Source organism: Gordonia oryzae, from assembly GCF_003797185.1.
GTDB classification, from domain to species: domain Bacteria; phylum Actinomycetota; class Actinomycetes; order Mycobacteriales; family Mycobacteriaceae; genus Gordonia; species Gordonia oryzae.
On the sequence record NZ_RKMH01000002.1, the window covers coordinates 179,405 to 194,963 of the forward strand.

At 65.5% G+C, this 15,559-nt stretch carries 14 protein-coding genes and 1 pseudogene; 12 read left to right on the plus strand and 3 right to left on the minus strand.

From position 1 onward, the window contains the following. Positions 1-71: 71 nt before the first annotated feature. The 9 genes and pseudogenes from EF294_RS02810 to EF294_RS02850 all read left to right on the plus strand — a co-directional run bounded on the left by EF294_RS02810 (position 72) and on the right by EF294_RS02850 (position 10,197). A complete protein-coding gene (locus tag EF294_RS02810) occupies positions 72-1,178 on the plus strand; it encodes a hypothetical protein (protein ID WP_123925479.1) in 1,107 nt (368 codons plus the stop codon). A 34-nt stretch (positions 1,179-1,212) separates the two neighbouring features. Beyond that, complete coding sequence (locus EF294_RS02815; RefSeq protein WP_123925480.1) at positions 1,213-1,713, plus strand: hypothetical protein; 501 nt, start codon at positions 1,213-1,215, stop codon at positions 1,711-1,713. A gap of 128 nt (positions 1,714-1,841) precedes the next feature. Further along, a complete protein-coding gene (locus tag EF294_RS02820; protein ID WP_123925481.1) occupies positions 1,842-2,882 on the plus strand; it encodes an ISL3 family transposase in 1,041 nt (346 codons plus the stop codon). Positions 2,883-2,928: 46 nt separating this feature from the next. Further along, positions 2,929-3,423 carry an SRPBCC family protein gene (locus tag EF294_RS02825; protein ID WP_185090938.1) on the plus strand — a complete coding sequence of 165 codons (495 nt, stop codon included), beginning with the start codon at positions 2,929-2,931 and terminating at the stop codon, positions 3,421-3,423. Further along, complete coding sequence (locus tag EF294_RS02830) at positions 3,420-3,998, plus strand: TIGR03086 family metal-binding protein (protein WP_123925483.1); 579 nt, start codon at positions 3,420-3,422, stop codon at positions 3,996-3,998. The genes EF294_RS02825 and EF294_RS02830 overlap by 4 nt, the downstream gene beginning before the upstream one ends. 81 nt (positions 3,999-4,079) lie before the next feature. Then, positions 4,080-6,413, plus strand: coding sequence for an ArnT family glycosyltransferase (locus EF294_RS02835; RefSeq protein WP_123925484.1), 2,334 nt, complete (start codon positions 4,080-4,082; stop codon positions 6,411-6,413). A gap of 21 nt (positions 6,414-6,434) precedes the next feature. Beyond that, positions 6,435-6,551 (plus strand): annotated as a pseudogene (locus EF294_RS22635) (alanine-zipper protein); the annotation flags it as partial. A gap of 123 nt (positions 6,552-6,674) precedes the next feature. Beyond that, positions 6,675-8,144 (plus strand): sigma 54-interacting transcriptional regulator, encoded by a 1,470-nt coding sequence (locus EF294_RS02845; RefSeq protein WP_123925485.1) that lies wholly within the window; start codon positions 6,675-6,677, stop codon positions 8,142-8,144. A 67-nt stretch (positions 8,145-8,211) separates the two neighbouring features. Then, on the plus strand, positions 8,212-10,197 hold the full coding sequence (locus EF294_RS02850; RefSeq protein ID WP_123925486.1) for a vWA domain-containing protein: 1,986 nt from the start codon (positions 8,212-8,214) through the stop codon (positions 10,195-10,197). Here the strand turns inward: EF294_RS02850 and EF294_RS02855 are convergent. Continuing rightward, positions 10,171-10,563, minus strand: coding sequence for a hypothetical protein (locus EF294_RS02855; RefSeq protein ID WP_246007638.1), 393 nt, complete (start codon positions 10,561-10,563; stop codon positions 10,171-10,173). The two genes, EF294_RS02850 and EF294_RS02855, sit on opposite strands and share 27 nt — an antisense overlap. Positions 10,564-10,788: 225 nt before the next feature. On the opposite strand from EF294_RS02855, the gene EF294_RS02860 reads away from it, so the two are divergent. Next, positions 10,789-11,445, plus strand: coding sequence for a DUF1707 SHOCT-like domain-containing protein (locus EF294_RS02860; protein WP_123925487.1), 657 nt, complete (start codon positions 10,789-10,791; stop codon positions 11,443-11,445). Between the two features lie 13 nt (positions 11,446-11,458). Here EF294_RS02860 and EF294_RS02865 read toward each other — a convergent pair whose 3' ends face one another. Continuing rightward, complete coding sequence (locus EF294_RS02865) at positions 11,459-12,094, minus strand: TetR/AcrR family transcriptional regulator (RefSeq protein ID WP_123925488.1); 636 nt, start codon at positions 12,092-12,094, stop codon at positions 11,459-11,461. Positions 12,095-12,179: 85 nt separating this feature from the next. Here EF294_RS02865 and EF294_RS02870 point away from each other — a divergent pair, with 85 nt between their 5' ends. Further along, entirely contained in the window at positions 12,180-13,676 is a 1,497-nt protein-coding gene (locus EF294_RS02870) for an MFS transporter (protein ID WP_123925489.1), read from the plus strand. Positions 13,677-13,694: 18 nt separating this feature from the next. On the opposite strand, the gene EF294_RS02875 is transcribed toward EF294_RS02870, so the two are convergent. After that, the gene (locus EF294_RS02875) at positions 13,695-14,627 is read right to left on the minus strand and encodes an AEC family transporter (protein WP_123925490.1); all 933 of its coding nucleotides are present in this window, start codon (positions 14,625-14,627) and stop codon (positions 13,695-13,697) included. A gap of 133 nt (positions 14,628-14,760) precedes the next feature. Between EF294_RS02875 and EF294_RS02880 the strand changes: the two genes are divergently transcribed. Next, positions 14,761-15,363 carry a DUF4190 domain-containing protein gene (locus tag EF294_RS02880; protein WP_123925491.1) on the plus strand — a complete coding sequence of 201 codons (603 nt, stop codon included), beginning with the start codon at positions 14,761-14,763 and terminating at the stop codon, positions 15,361-15,363. Positions 15,364-15,559: the final 196 nt, after the last annotated feature.

Below are 15,559 nucleotides of genomic sequence, written 5' to 3' on the forward strand. Positions count from 1 at the left end.
TGCACTTCACCTCGACAAGCCGCAGTCGTCGGACTACTCGACTGGTACCTGCTGCGCTGGCGTGCGTCATTGTGACCATCGCTGCCGCGATAGCCGTGATCAGTGCCCCCGTCGGCGGCGCGGAAACGCCCGCAGAACGGTGCAAACGGGAAACTGCCGCCTACAACAACGCCTGGAAACAGGCCTGGGTACTAGCACACCCCGGCAGCACCATCGACAATGCCCCTGCACCGAATCCGCCCTACGTATGCGGACAAAACAACGACACAACGCCGACTATTAGCACGCCGAGCACTACAGATGAGAGCTCGACGGCCGAGATCTCGACCGCCACCACAAGCAATGACACGCTTGGACCCACTCTTACCGCACCAACGTCAACCAGCAGCCCAGCGGGTAACGTCAACCCAAGCCAACCCGCAATAGGCGCACCGACCGACTCGCAGTCCGTATTTTCGAAGACGCTGTGCGTTCAAGCGGTACGTAAGTTCGCCAAAGCGCTGGGCGCGGTCAGCTTTAGCTGCGGTCAGCAGCTCGCGAACATCGTGCAGAACGGCGGCCGACAGAGAAGCTACCTCCTCAAAGTTACCTCCGGAGCTGCTGTCGATGTCACTGGTATGTCAGACAATCGGCGCTACTCTTTGGCAAAGAATCTAGCCTCAGATGAGATCCCACCGGGCGGGACTTGCGGACCGCCGTACTCATCGGTCAAGAACGTCTCAAGCCAATCCAATGGCAAACTCCAAATATTCTACTGCTACGGGCAGCTGGACGATGACGGCGTAGTAGAGTATGAGAACGGCGCGCGGATCGAATATCGGATGGCACTCGGTCAGGTTCGGGAACAGCGGATGCAATTCTCGTGGATAATGAACAAACTGAACATGGTTGCAAGCCTGACCATCCGCTGGCGTTTTCGCATGGATGTCAAGGATGACGATGATATAAACGTGGATGTCGGTGCGGCCCAGGGCGCGGACCGCAAAGAGGGTAGCTGGAGATTATATACCGCAAACCGCGGCGTCTACTTCATCGAGCATACCGACATACTGATTAGCGACCCATTCCTCCGGTCACCGATCCACAACACCGAGGCAACGCAAGGTCCACGTTTTCGATGCGATGGATTTAATCCGTGTAGTTTTCCCGGCGGGGAGGAATCGACCACCCACTACTGAACTGGTCTTCAACCACAACGATGGAGTCACTCGTATGGTCATGCCACTCGTACCAATTCTTGCAGCCTTCTCGATGCTGCAGCAGCTACCTCGTGTCTCAGGAACGATCGTCCGTAATAGCGACGAGCTCGACGTGCATACGAGGCACAGGTTTGAAGCCTCACCGCTGTATGGCAGCTGGCGGGTACAACACCAGTCGGAGTCGGACACGTGGGAGTCGTACATGAACGGCGTCCTCACTGGTTGGGAAGGTACCATGGAGGTGGACTTCCCCAGCCCTCCTTACGTTCGACTGATTTTCCCGCAGTATCTCCCAATCTGGGGGAGGTATTACGACGATTTCATCCCTGAATCAGTAGTTTCAGTTGCTGAAAACAGAATCCGCCTTCACTGCCGAGCGGTAGATGACAATTCGAAAAACAGTGCGACTCTGGAAATCGATTCTAAGAACTGGTTTCCCGCGACCTATTCTCAAACAAATCGCGGCGGGACGCGAATGCTCGAACACATCATTGTTCACGCGACGCCGGTTTAGAGGCTCTTCGAAGTTGAGCGGGCGTTGCCTGGTCAGAGCCTCGGCGTGTCGATGACGTGAAACGCCCTGGTCTCCGGAAATCTGGATGTTGCGAAGCACTCAGATTCTCGTGAAGGAGTACCAGGGGCGTGGTCGAGCCTACGTCGTTGTTGTTGGGGTTGGAAGGACTGGAAGTCAGGGCGGTCACCCAGACCGCGGAACGCACCCGGGTGCTGGATGTGGTGACCGCAGATCCGGCGGCATCGCGATGCCCAGAATGCAGGGTCGCCTCGACATCAGTGAAGGGTCACGCGGTCACCCGACCACGCGACATCCCCTACGGAGATGATCCAATTCAGTTGCGGTGGAACAAAACACGGTACTACTGCATGAACCCGGCATGCGGACGGCGCTCGTTCACCGAGTCCATCCCGCAGGTCCCGCCCCGGCGGCGCACCACCACCCGGTTACGTACCCAGATCGGGCGCAGCATCGGGGACGCGGCCCGTTCGGTGGTCGAGGTCGCCGCCGGGGCGGGCGTGTCGTGGCCCACCGCACACACCGCCTTCGTCGAACACGCCAAGAAGGTCCTCAAAGACCCCGCACCCGTTCGAGTGCTGGGGATTGATGAGACCCGCCGCGGCAAGCCCCGCTGGACGCGTGACACCGACGGCCGCCGCTGGGTGCGGGTTGATCCGTGGGACACCGGGTTCGTCGACCTCAGCGGCGATCAGGGCCTGTTGGGGCAGGTCGAAGGCCGCACCAGCAAGGCGGTCACCCGCTGGTTGACCACGCAGACCACGCAGTTTCGTGACGAGATCACCCACGTGGTGATCGACCCGTCGGCAGCCTATGCCGCGGCAGTCACCGAAGAACTGCTACCCAAAGCACAGCTGGTGGTCGATTACTTCCACCTGGTCAAGCTCGCCAACGACATGGTCACCGCTGTGCGCTGGCGGGTCACCTTCGACACCCATGGCCGTCGCGGTCGCAAACACGACCCGGAATGGGCGAATCGGCGTCGGCTGCTCTCCGCCCGGGAACGGTTGTCGGACAGGTCGTTTGCGAAGATGACTGCGCTCATCGAAATTCCCCACCCGTGTGGCTCCGCCAGAGTAGGCGGGCCTCCCGTGATGCTGGTGGTCTCTGACCACTCACCAGCTACCTCGGGAGGCCCGCTTTCATGTTGACACGGGAGAACCCGAAGAGCATCAACACAGACACGAGAGGGTAGGCATCATGACCACCAGCACCCGCTATCTCCAAGCCGCGATCGAGGCGGACCCGAAGGTCCCCGTCATCCGGATCACCCGCGACTTCCGTTGTACTCCTGCGCAATTGATGAAGGCGCACATCGATCCCGATCTCTTCGTGCGCTGGGTCGGTCCCGACGCGATCTCCAGCCGCATCATCGAGTGGGATGCTCGCGACGGTGGCAGTTGGCGGTACGTCTCCACCCACGACGGCCGGGACTTCGGTTTCCGTGGCTGCTTCCACACCGTCGCCGATGACAAGATCGTGCAGACCTTCACCTTCGAGGGGATGCCTGATCAGGTGTCGCTGGAGACCTTGTGGTTCGAGGACCTCGGCGACGGTCTCACCCGGTTGCATGCCCAATCCCTGTGTGACAGCTTCGAAGCGCGTGATGGCTGGCTCGCCTCCGGCATGGAGGTCGGTGTGAACGAGGGCTATGCCGGCCTCGACCGCATGCTCGCCGCCGGTGAGCTGTGAGTAGGGGACTCGCCGAACTCTGCGCCTCGGACCGCCACCGCGACGTGGCTGCAGGGTTCGCCGAACACGCTGCGGCGGTGAAGGACTGGGACGCGCCGACGCCGGTGGACGGGTGGGTGGCCCGAGACGTGGTGGCGCACCTCGTCGACTGGTTCGCGGCGTTCCTGGCGGCAGGCGACGTCGAATTGCCCGCGGGCCCACAGGTCGCCGACGATCCCGCAGCGGCATGGGATGCCCGGCGTGCGGCGGTACAGCAGTTCCTCGACGGCCCCGAGGCGGAGACGGCCTTCACCCACCCGATGGTGGGGGAGTTGCGCCTGGCCGACGCCATCGACCGGTTCTACACCACCGACATCTTTCTGCACACCTGGGATCTCGCCACCGCCGCCGGTCGGGATCCACAGCTGGACACCGACTTCGCCGCTCAGGTCCATTCGGGCATGCAGGGCATCGAGGACATGCTTCGGTCCTCGGGCCAGTATGGTCCGGCGGTGCCGGTGCCCGCCGACGCTGATCCCGTCACCCGGCTCGCGGGCTTCATCGGACGCGACCCGGCCTGGCGGCCAATCGGGTGAAACCGACGCGGCATCCCCGGCGAATACGACATTCTCTCAACTCCCGCAAGGGAACTAGCTGCCTCACAGCAAGCTGACAGCTTGCCCACACCGGAAAGTCAGTGCATCCGGCGCACGATCATCATCGTGACCGCAACCCACCCCGGTGTCGCTCCGTTCGACACCTCTGCGAATAGTGCTCCGAGTAGCGACCATCGAAGAGTCGATCTGTCCGTTTCCGCGGATTCGACGCTGCCACCGGCCACCGCGCGTGACCGGCTGTGGCTGGCACTACTCCTGATCACCACGGCCGGCCTTTATCTCTGGAACATCACGACCAACCACTACGGCAATACGTTCTATGCCGGAGCGGCGTGGGCCGGATCGCGGAATTGGGAGGCGCTGCTGTTCGGCTCGGTGGATCCGTCCAACTTCATCACCGTCGACAAGCCGCCGGTGTCGCAGTGGGTGATGGGCTTGTCCGGCCAGATCTTCGGATTCTCCCCGGCGAGCATGCTGATCCCCGAAGCCCTCATGGGGGTGGCCGCCGTCGCGTTGATGTATGCGATGGTTGCCCGCGTCGCCGGTCGTTCGGCCGGACTGATCGCCGGCCTCGCGCTCGCGATCACCCCGGTCGCGGCGATGATGTTCCGGTTCAACAATCCCGACGCCGCGATGGTGTTGCTGATGACCGCAGCGGCCTACTGCACCTTGCGCGCCACCGTGCGAGGATCGGCGCGGTGGCTTGCGGTGGCCGGTGTCGCACTGGGATTCGCGTTCCTGGCCAAAATGCTCGAAGGCCTGATGGTGCTGCCCGCGCTCGGTGCGGTCTACCTCGTCGCGGCGCCGCCGACGTTCTGGCGACGTATGTGGCATCTGGTGATTGCGGCTATGGCACTGGTGCTCTCGGCGGGTTGGTATGTGGTGCTGACGCTGCTGTGGCCGGCATCGTCGCGGCCCTATCTTGCCGGCTCCACCGACAACAACTTCATGAACCTCGTCATCGGCTACAACGGACTCGAGCGTGTCGAAGGCCGCAGCGGTGGCGGTGGTGCCCACGGCAACCCGGCCAATGCGATCGCCGACCTCGCGCGTGAGAATCCGCAACTGGCAGATCGTTTCGGTAGTGGTGGCGCCGGTGGCTTCGGTGGCGGAATGTTCGGTGCCCAGCCGGGGATCACGAGGTTGTTCACCGGGGAATTCGGTGCCGAGATCTCGTTCCTGTTGCCGACCGCGCTCATTGCAGTGATCGTGGTCCCGGCGTTGCGTGGGCGTCGTCCCCGCACCGACCTCGTGCGCGCGGCAACCCTGCTGTTTGGTGTGTGGTTGCTTGTCGACGGACTTGTCCTGTCGTATATGAGCGGTACCGCGCACCCGTACTACTCGCTGGCAATCGCTCCGCCCATCGCCGGTCTCGTCGGTCTTGGCTTCCACCAAACCTGGACTGCGCGTGATGCTTCGGTGAGCTGGCAGCGCTACACCGCCCGCTTCGGTCTGGCCGCGATGATCGCCTCGGGAGCCATCTGGTCGTTTGTGCTTCTCGATCGCGAGCCGAATTGGCAGCCCTGGCTGCGGTGGGTGGTACTCGTCGTGGGCGTCGTCGCCGCCCTGCTCGTCGCATTGCCGTCGACCTTCGGACGGCGGATCGCGCTGGCGATGGGGGTGCTCGGCATGATCGGCATCTTCGCGGCGCCGGCCGCATATGCGATCACCGGCGACACCATCTCGCACACCGGCGGCAACCCGTCGGTGCTGCCCGAACGCAGCACCGCAAGCGGGGCCCGCGGATTCGGCGGCACGACACACTCCGGCCACGGAGGCACCAGGTCGGCGGGCGTCGGGTTGTTGGGTAGCCGTGCAGGCGGATTCGGTGGATTCGGCGGTGGCACCACGACCTTGCCCCCGCAACTGCAGACGATGCTGCAGAGCAGTCACGCACGGTGGGCCGCGGCGGTGTCGCGGACCAGTTCCGCGGCCGGGGTCGAACTCGCCGCGCAAGTCCCGGTGATGGGGGTCGGCGGATTCTCCAACGACCCGGCGCCGAGCCTCGCGCAATTCCAGAAGTACGTCGCCGACAAGGACATCGGTTACTACCTCGCTCCGGAGACCTCGTCGCAGAACGGCAGTGCCACTGCGGCGGTGATGAGCGCAGTCACCAAAGCCTTCGGCGGCGCCGGTTTCGGTGGCGGGCGGTCCTCGGTGACCACACAGATCCAGCAATGGGTGGAGGCCAACTTCCACGGCACGACGATCGGCGACTACACGGTCTACAACCTCACCGTGGCGCCGTCACCGCAACCCGCGTCGATGACGACGACAACGGCGAGCACGACCACCGGGACCACCACCGGTGCAGCAACTCCTGGCTCGACCTTCCCGACCACCGGATTCGGCGGCCACCGCCCCGTCCGACACCACACCGCCACCACTGGGTAGCCGGACTTCGCCGACAGCGCTCTTCCCACCGCCCACAGCGCCCGTCCCACCGCCGACAGCGCTCTTCCTGCCGCCGACAGCGCCCGTCCCACCGCCCACAGCGCTCTTCCTGCCGCCGACGGCGCTCTTCCCACCGCCGACAGCGCTCTTCCCACCGCCGACGGCGCTCGCCAAAGCGCTGTCGGCGGGCTGGCGAGCGCTGTCGGCGAAAGCAGGGGCGCTGTCGGCGAACCGGGCGCGACCGCGGCTCTCCGGCGTACCGTGGACGAGGTGGCAGAAGACTTTACATCCGGGGATTTCACGACTGACGCCCCGACCGGCGGTTCAACGACCACCGAAACCCGTCATCCCTCTCCTCGCACCCTTGGTGAACTGCGGGCAAGCGGTCATGTGCAGCGCAGCATCCGCGACGAGATCCGCAACAACCTGCTGACCGCGCTTCGTGAGGGCAGCGATCCGTGGCCGGGCATCGTCGGCTTTGAGGCGACGGTCATCCCGCAACTCGAACGTGCGCTGCTCGCCGGTCACGACGTCGTCATGCTCGGCGAACGAGGCCAGGGCAAGACCCGCATCCTGCGGACCCTCGTGGGCCTGCTCGACGAGTGGACGCCGGTGATCGCCGGCTCCGAACTCGGCGAGCATCCCTACGAGCCGATCACTCCGGCATCGATCCGCAAGGCCGCCAACCTCCTCGACGACCTGCCCATCCAATGGCGCCATCGCAACGAGCGCTACAGCGAGAAGCTCGCCACGCCGGACACCTCGGTGGCCGATCTCGTCGGCGACATCGACCCGATGAAGGTCGCCGAGGGCCGCAGCCTCGGTGACCCGGAGACCATTCACTTCGGGCTCATCCCGCGCGCACATCGTGGCATCGTCGCCATCAACGAGCTCCCCGACCTGGCCGAACGCATCCAGGTGTCGATGCTGAACGTGATGGAAGAGCGCGACATCCAGGTCCGCGGCTACACGCTGCGACTGCCGCTGGACGTGATCGTGATGGCCAGCGCCAACCCCGAGGACTACACCAACCGCGGGCGCATCATCACCCCGCTCAAGGATCGCTTCTCCGCCGAGATCCGTACGCACTACCCGATCGAACTCGACGACGAGATCGCTGTCATCGAGCAGGAGGCCGACCTCACCGCCACGGTGCCGACCTTCATCACCGAGATCCTCGCGCGGTTCACCCGCTACGCCCGCGATCACCCGTCGATCGATCAGCGTTCGGGTGTGTCGGCGCGGTTTTCGATTGCCGGCGCCGAGACCGTTGCCGCGGCGGCGCTGCATCGCGCGGCCATCACCGGAGAAGAGGTGCCGGTGGCTCGCGTCGTCGACCTGGAATCGGTGATCGAGGTGCTGCGCGGCAAGATCGAGTTCGAGTCCGGTGAAGAGGGACGTGAACTCGAGATCCTCGAGCACCTGATGCGCAAGTCCGTCGCGGACACGGTGCGCGCCCATCTCGGCGGCATCGACATGGCGCCGCTGGTGTCGGCGTTGGAGGCCGGCGAGCTCGTGGTCACCGGTGACCGGGTGCCCGCCGCGGACTTCCTCGACTCGCTGCCGTCGCCGGAGACCACCGCGCCGGTGATCGACGAGATCGCCGAGCGACTCGAGGCCGGCTCTGACGGCGAGCGGGCCAGCGCCGTCGAACTCGCCCTTGAGGGACTGTTCCTCGCGCGACGCATCGGCAAAGAGGCCGACGAGTCGGGGCAGATGATCTACGGCTGATCAACGCATTCCTGCGATCCGCGGCCGGGTACCCTCCCGGCGGACTCGACCAACTCCGGAGAAACCCATGGTGCAGAAGAATTTTCACCGATCCCGGTATCAGCGTTACAGCGGTGGGCCGGATCCGCTGGCACCGCCGGTGGATCTGCGAGAAGCGCTGAGCGAGATCGGCGACGACGTGATGGCCGGGGTCAGCCCCCAACGGGCGATGCAGGAGTTCCTGCGACGCGGGTCGCAGGGCATGCGGGGGCTGGACAAGCTGCGCGAGCAAGTGAATCGCCGGCGTCAGGAGCTGCTCAAGAAGCGCAACCTCGACGGAACCTTCACCGAAATCCGTGAACTCCTCGACCGGGCAGTGCTCACCGAGCGCAAACAACTAGCCCGCGACCTCGACGACGACGCACGGTTCGCCGAGATGCAGATCGGCAGCCTCCCGGCCTCCACCGCGCAGGCCGTCGAGGAACTCTCCGACTACCAGTGGCGCAGCCCCGAGGCGCAGCAGGACTACGACAAGATCGCCGATCTCCTCGGCCGCGAACTGCTCGATCAGCGTTTCTCCGGGATGAAGGAGGCGCTCGAGGGCGCCACCGACGCCGACCGGCGGCGGGTGTCGGAGATGCTCGCCGACCTCAACGAGCTCCTCAACGCCCACAACCGCGGTGAGGATACGTCGCAGGCGTTCGACGAGTTCATGGACACACACGGCGAGTACTTTCCCGAGAACCCGCGTAACACCGAAGAACTCATCGATTCGCTGGCGCAGCGTGCTGCCGCGGCCCAGCAGTTCTACAACTCGCTGACTCCTGAGCAGCGGGCCGAACTCGATCAGCTCGCGCAGCAGGCATTCGGGTCGCCGGATCTGATGAGTCAACTCGCGCACATGGATTCGGCGCTGCGGCAGGCCCGGCCGGGGCTCGACTGGGACAACGCCCAGCAGTTCTCCGGCGATCAGCAGATGGGCCTGGGGGAGGGGGCCGCGGCACTACGCGACATCTCCGAACTCGAGGCGCTCTCCGAGCAACTGTCCCAGCAGTACGCCGGTGCGCAGATGGACGACATCGACATCGACGCGCTGGAACGGCAACTCGGTGAGCAGGCCGGCGTCGACGCCCGCACCCTGCAGGAGTTGGAGAAGGCGCTACGCGAGGAGGGCTTCTTCGACCGGACCGCCGACGGCCGACTCCGATTGAGTCCCAAGGCGATGCGTCAACTCGGGCAGGCGATCTTCCGTGACATCGCCGACCAGATGGGCGCCCGCGGCGACCGGCAGACCCGCAACAGCGGGCTACTCGGCGAGCCGACCGGCTCGACCCGCGAATGGGCCTACGGCGACACCGACCCCTGGGATGTCTCGCGTACCGTCGCCAACGCCGTGTTGCGCACTGCCGCGGAAGGGCATCCGACCAGCGACGTGCATCCGGGGGTGCGGATCGACGTGCGCGACGTAGAGGTCGCCGAGACCGAGGCCCGAACACAGGCGGCGGTGGTGCTGCTCGTCGACACCTCGTTCTCGATGGAGATGGAGGGTCGCTGGACCCCGATGAAGCGCACCGCGATTGCGCTCAATCACCTGATCTCGACCCGATTCCGCAGCGACGAACTGCATCTCATCGCGTTCGGTCGCCACGCCCGGTCGATCGACATCGCCGAACTGACCGGGTTGCAGCCGCGGATGGAGCAGGGCACCAACCTGCATCACGCGCTGTTGCTGGCCGGTCGGCACCTGCGTCGGTTTCCCAATGCGCAACCGGTGGTGCTCGTCGTCACCGACGGCGAACCGACCGCGCACCTCGACCCGAGTGGTGAGCCGTTCTTCTTCTATCCGCCGCACCCGCAGACCATCGCGGTGACCGTCCGCGAGCTCGATCACGTTGCCCGCCTCGGCGCGCAGGTCACGTTCTTCCGGCTCGGCGAGGATCCCGGGTTGGCGCACTTCATGGACCAGATCGCCCGCCGCATCGGGGGCCGGGTCATCGCCCCCGACGTCGACGGTCTCGGCGCGGCGGTCGTCGGCGACTACCTCCGCTCACGCCGGGGGCCACGGCGGGGCTGACGGGGGAGTGGACGGTGCCGGCGGGGGCGCACGCCGCCGCCCGATCAGCCACAGGACAAGACCGGTGATCGCGACGGCCAGGCCGAAGCCGCCGCCGAAGACCGAGAGCAGGATGCCGCCGATGCCGGAGAACAGCCCGCCCACCGACACCGGTGGGGCACCGACGATGGAGGAGTCGCCGCAATCGAGCGTGTACACACCGCTGCTGGTGATCGAGTACTGGGCGAAGGACCGCACGGAGGTGTTCCGGTAGGTGAACGAGTACGTCGAATTTGACTGTCGGCGTTGGGCTCCCGGGCCGTTGACGGCGCACGACGGTACCGTGTCCTCGAAGGTGTCAGACTGTGTTCCCGGCGCGTAGAGCACCAGGGTGTCCCCGGCGTCGAGGTGGTGTGGTGCCGACCCTCGGATCTCGAATGCCCGCGCCCAGGCTGACAGCCACCGCGATCATGCCGAGCCACATCACGACCCTACCTACTCGCCGCATGTCCCGATCGTGCCAGACCACGGGCACTCCAGTGGCGATCTCAGGGTCGGATCTCAGGGTGTTCACCAATGTCGGGGCCGGCTCTACCGGCCTAGTCTGAACGGGTGAGCACCGTAGAGGACCCGACCTACGACGACCGTCGATCGCGGATGCGAGCCGCCGACGCCGATCGTGAGCTGGTGCACGAGATCTTGTCGGCAGCGATGGAGCAGGGGAGCCTGAGCCCCGCCGAGTACGAGGAGCGAGCGGGACAAGCGTTGATGGCCAAGACCTTCGGTGAGCTCGATGCCCTCACCGACGATCTGCCGGTCACTCAGCTCGGGGTGGCGCTACCGGAGCCCGACGCGCCGTATCCCTCGATGGTGACGACACGAAGCGGCCGCGCACCGATTCGCAGCTGTCTGGCGATCATGTCGGGCAGCGAGCTCAAGGGGCAGGCGGCCGTCGCCGATCAGCTCTCGGCCACCGCGATCATGGGCGGCGTGGAGATCGACCTGCGGGAGGTCGAGTTCACCGCACCGCACCTGAGTATCGAGTGCGTCGCCATCATGGGTGGCATCGACATCACCGTGCCGCCAGATGTGGCCGTGGAGGTTGGCGGCGGCGCCATCATGGGCGGATTCAGTAACAAGGCGTCGGGGTCGGGTCCGCCGGGCGCACCCACGATTCACGTCACCGGCTTTGCGGTGCTGGGTGGGGTAGACGTGAAATGCAAAGAGCGCGGTGACAAGCCGCGGAAGCCCTGGCAGTGCGGGCAGTGAGACAGCCGCTGTATCAGCCCGCCCGCCCGTAGATCATCCGGCCGATCGTCTGGGTAAGTGCGTCGAGGGCGTGGGCATCACGCCCGTCGTCGGGGTTGCCCTGTGCGAGTTCGGAGAGCCGCCCGTCACGCACGATGGCGACCAGGGTGGCGAGTTCGGCGGCGGCCGGCCCGTCCGGGGCGAGTTCGGCGGCGCGGTCGCGCTCGATCTTGTCGGCGAGCCTGGACACGAAGCGCTCCCTCGCGCGGCCGAGGAATTCTTGAAGCGGCGGATAGTCGGACTGTCCCGATTGTGCCGCGCACGCGAGGATCGGACCGTTGTCGCGCCAGATCGCGGCGACCGCCGCGAGCTGGGCGCGCAGGCCGTCGAGGTCGGGGCCATCGGAGTCGAACCACTCATGGGTGCTGGTGAATTCGTTCCAGGTCTGTTCCATCAGTGTGGCCAGGACAGCCTGCTTGGACGGGAAATAGAAGTAGAAGCTCGTGCGGGAGATCCCGGCCGCCGACGCGATCTCATCGATAGTGACCTGGCCGATCGGCCGGTGCGAGAGCAGTCGCCGGGTGGCGGCGAGGATCTGCTCCTCGCGTCGGTCGCCCTTGGTCGGGGCGCCGCGCCGACGCCCCGCAGCCGCGGTCTTGGCGGAACTCATGGGTTCATCGTAGGGAATGGCACATAATCGACGTCACGTCGAACAGAATCGACATGATGTCGATTTCCGTTCTATCGTGGTGGTCATGTCTTCAACCACCCGGCGTCCGGTGTCCCCGGCGCTCGTGATCGTCGCCGCTGCGGCGTCGGTCCTGTTGCTCTCGATGATCCAGACCCTCGCGGTGCCGGCACTGCCGCAGATCGGCGAGCAACTCGACGTCTCGCTGACCACGGTGGGCTGGGTGACCACCGCGACGATGCTCGCCGCGTCGGCGTTCACCCCGCTGTTGGGTCGCCTCGGAGACGTCTACGGTCACAAACGCGTGATCCTGGCCGCGCTGGCATTGACGCTCGCCGGCAGCCTCGTTGCCGCGCTTGCCGATTCGATCGATGTGCTCATCGTCGGACGAGTCCTGCAGGGTGCGAGCTTCGGCTTGTTCCCGCTGGCGATCAGCGTGCTGCGCGAAGAACTCCCGCGCGAGCGACTCACCGCCGCCATGGCAATCACCGCCTCGGCGCTCGGCGTGGGCAGCGGGCTGGCCCTCGTGGCGACCGGGCTGCTCACCCGCAATGACGCCGACTATCGCCGGATCTTCTGGCTGTGCGTGGCGATGACCGTTGTGGTGATCGGTCTGATGCTCTCCGCCGTCCCGAACCGTGCCGGGTCGGGTGGACGCGTCGACTATGCGGGCGCTCTGGTGTTGGCGATCGGACTGGTGTGTCTGCTGCTACCGACCTCGCAGGGCCATGACTGGGGATGGGCATCGACCCGGGTGATCGGTCTCTACCTCGCCGCTGCCGTCGTCCTCGTCGGATTCTGGGTCCTGCAATCGTGCCGGGCGACGCCACTGGTGTCGGTGGATCTGCTCAAGCACCGCGCAGTGCTCGCGACCAATGTCGCATCGCTGTGCGTCGGGTTCGCGATGTTCAGCGTGTTCCTCGGCGCCACATACTTCGTGCAGACGCCGGACCTGTTGGCGGGCTACGGGTTCGGTGCCTCGGTCCTGCGGACCAGCGTCGTGTTCATGCTGCCGGCGGCGATCGTGTCCATCCTCGTCGGACCCATCGCCGGACTGCTCGTCGCCCGTAGCGGGCCGCGGGCGGTGCTGCTCGGTGCGGGGATCGTCGGGGTTGTCGGCATGATGATGCTCGCCGTGCTGCACGACAACACCGGCGAGATGATCGGCGGCCTGATCGTCGCGAATGTGGCCGTGGCAGCGGCATATGCGGCCATGCCGGCTCTGCTCGTCGCCAACGTGGAGCCGCGGGAGACCGGGATCGCGAACTCCATCAACTCGATCATGAGGACCGTCGGCGGTGCGGTCGGCAGTGCCGTCATCATCGCCGTGCTCGCCGCCGAGGTGTCGGTGCACTCGGTGCACGGTGTGCCGGTGTCGTTGCCCACCGAGAATGCCTATCGGGCGGCATTTGTCTTGGGCGCCGGAGCGTTCGCGCTCGCCGCGGCGTTGGCGGCCTTCGCCATTCCGCGTGGCGGACACCCGATGAACGCCCATCAGCATGAGGAGGAGATCGCCGGCGGCGCTGCCGGAGAGTTCTCGACGGCATCGGTGTCTCTCGACTGATGGGCGAAACCTCGACGATCAGGCCAGGAGCCACGCGATGATCGCGATCGCCGGGATCGACGCGAGTGTGGTGATCAACGCCGTGTCGCGGGCGAGTACCTGACCGCTCCGGTATCGGGTGGCGTAGACCAGGACGTTCTGCGCGGTGGGCAAGGCGCCGATCACGGTTTGCGCAAACAGTTTGTGGCCCTGCTCGCCGAATCCCCAGCGCGCGATCGCGTAGACGAGGACTGGCATCGCGATGGTCTTCAGCACGGTCGCCAGCACGATGTCGCGTCGCGGGCTCTGGCCTTTTTTGAACACCGTCACACCGGTCAGCGACAGGCCGAAGGCGAGAAGGGCTCCCGGCACCGAGGCATTGCCCAGCATCTTCAACGGTTCCAGGATCGCCTGTGGCGGGGTCCATCCGATCGCGGAGATGACCACCCCGAGTACGCCGCCGATGACGATCGGGTTGGTCAGCGGCAACACGAGCGCATCACGGAACGGGTGACCTGTCCCGCGTTCCAGCGCGGTGAGATCCAGTGCGGTCAACGCGATCGGCGAGTAGATGAGGATCTGGAACAGCAACAGCGGCGCGATGAACGACGCGTCGTCGAGCACGAAGATCGCAATCGGCACACCGAGATTGACGCTGTTGACATACGACGACGACAGCGCACCGATGACCAGATCGGGAGTCGGTCTGCCCAACAGCACCTGTGCCACGACGAAGTACAGCAGTCCGATGATCAGTGCACTGCCGCCGGCGATGACCAGGGTCGAGGAGAACACGACGGACAGGTCGGTGGTCACCAGCGAATAGAACAACAGCGCCGGTGTCGCGACGAAGAAGACCAGCCGGGAGAGCACCTCATGAGCATGGTCACCGAGCACCCCGGTCCGACCGAGGAGGAATCCGACGCCGACCATGATGAAGATCGCGGTGAAACCGGAGACGACGCCTGACACCCGGTCGAGTGTATTGCCGCGGCAACAGTACGGATCGAACGGATGAGCCGCGGCCTTCGGTGTGCGGTGGTGACCGACCGGTTCGCTATTCTCATCAGCATCACGCCTCCGGGCCGATTAGGAAGGTCGAAGCATGTCCACACCGCACGACGACCGCGGGCACTCATCGGACTCCGGCGCATCGCCGGATGACCAGACAACGATTCATCACTCCAAGATCGATCTCAGCAAGCCGACCACACAGTCCGACGACCTCTCGCAGTGGCAGGCGACCCAGATGAACCCCACGCCCACGATGCCGTCGCAGGGTCCGGGGCTGCCGCCGCTGCAGCCGCCGGCGTCGCCGACACCGCCCGCCTACGGCGCGCCGTCGTATCCGGCATCCGGGACTCCCGGCTATGGCCAGCCCGGCTACGGCCAGCCCGGCTACGGGCAACCGGGATACGGGCAACCGGGATACGGGCCGCCCTACGTCGGTGTGCCGGCCAAGCGCACGAACCCGATGGCCATCGCGGCGCTTGTCGTGTCGGTCGTCGGCTGTGGGTGTTTGAGCTGGCTCGGGATCGTGTTTGGGGTCATTGCCCGAAACCAAATCAGGGACTCGCAAGGCGCCGAGGAAGGCGAAGGATTGGCACTGGCCGGGATCATCATCGGTGCCGCGGCGCTCGTGATCTTCCTCGCCTATGTCCTCATCAACATACTGATCGGCGGTTTCGCGGCGTTGTCGTCGAGTTAGGGGGTGTCTCCCAATTCCCTGTGCGGGTCTTGGCGGCCCGATTGCGCCCTGGCCGCGTTGTCGTCGGTCACGATAGCTGCCGCTATCGCTTCCTCCTCCGCCTTGCCAGAACACAATCGTTCGCGCCACTCCCTCGCAGACGAATTGGGAGACACACCCTAGTTGTGACGGCCGCTGGCCGGGGCTGACGGCGCGT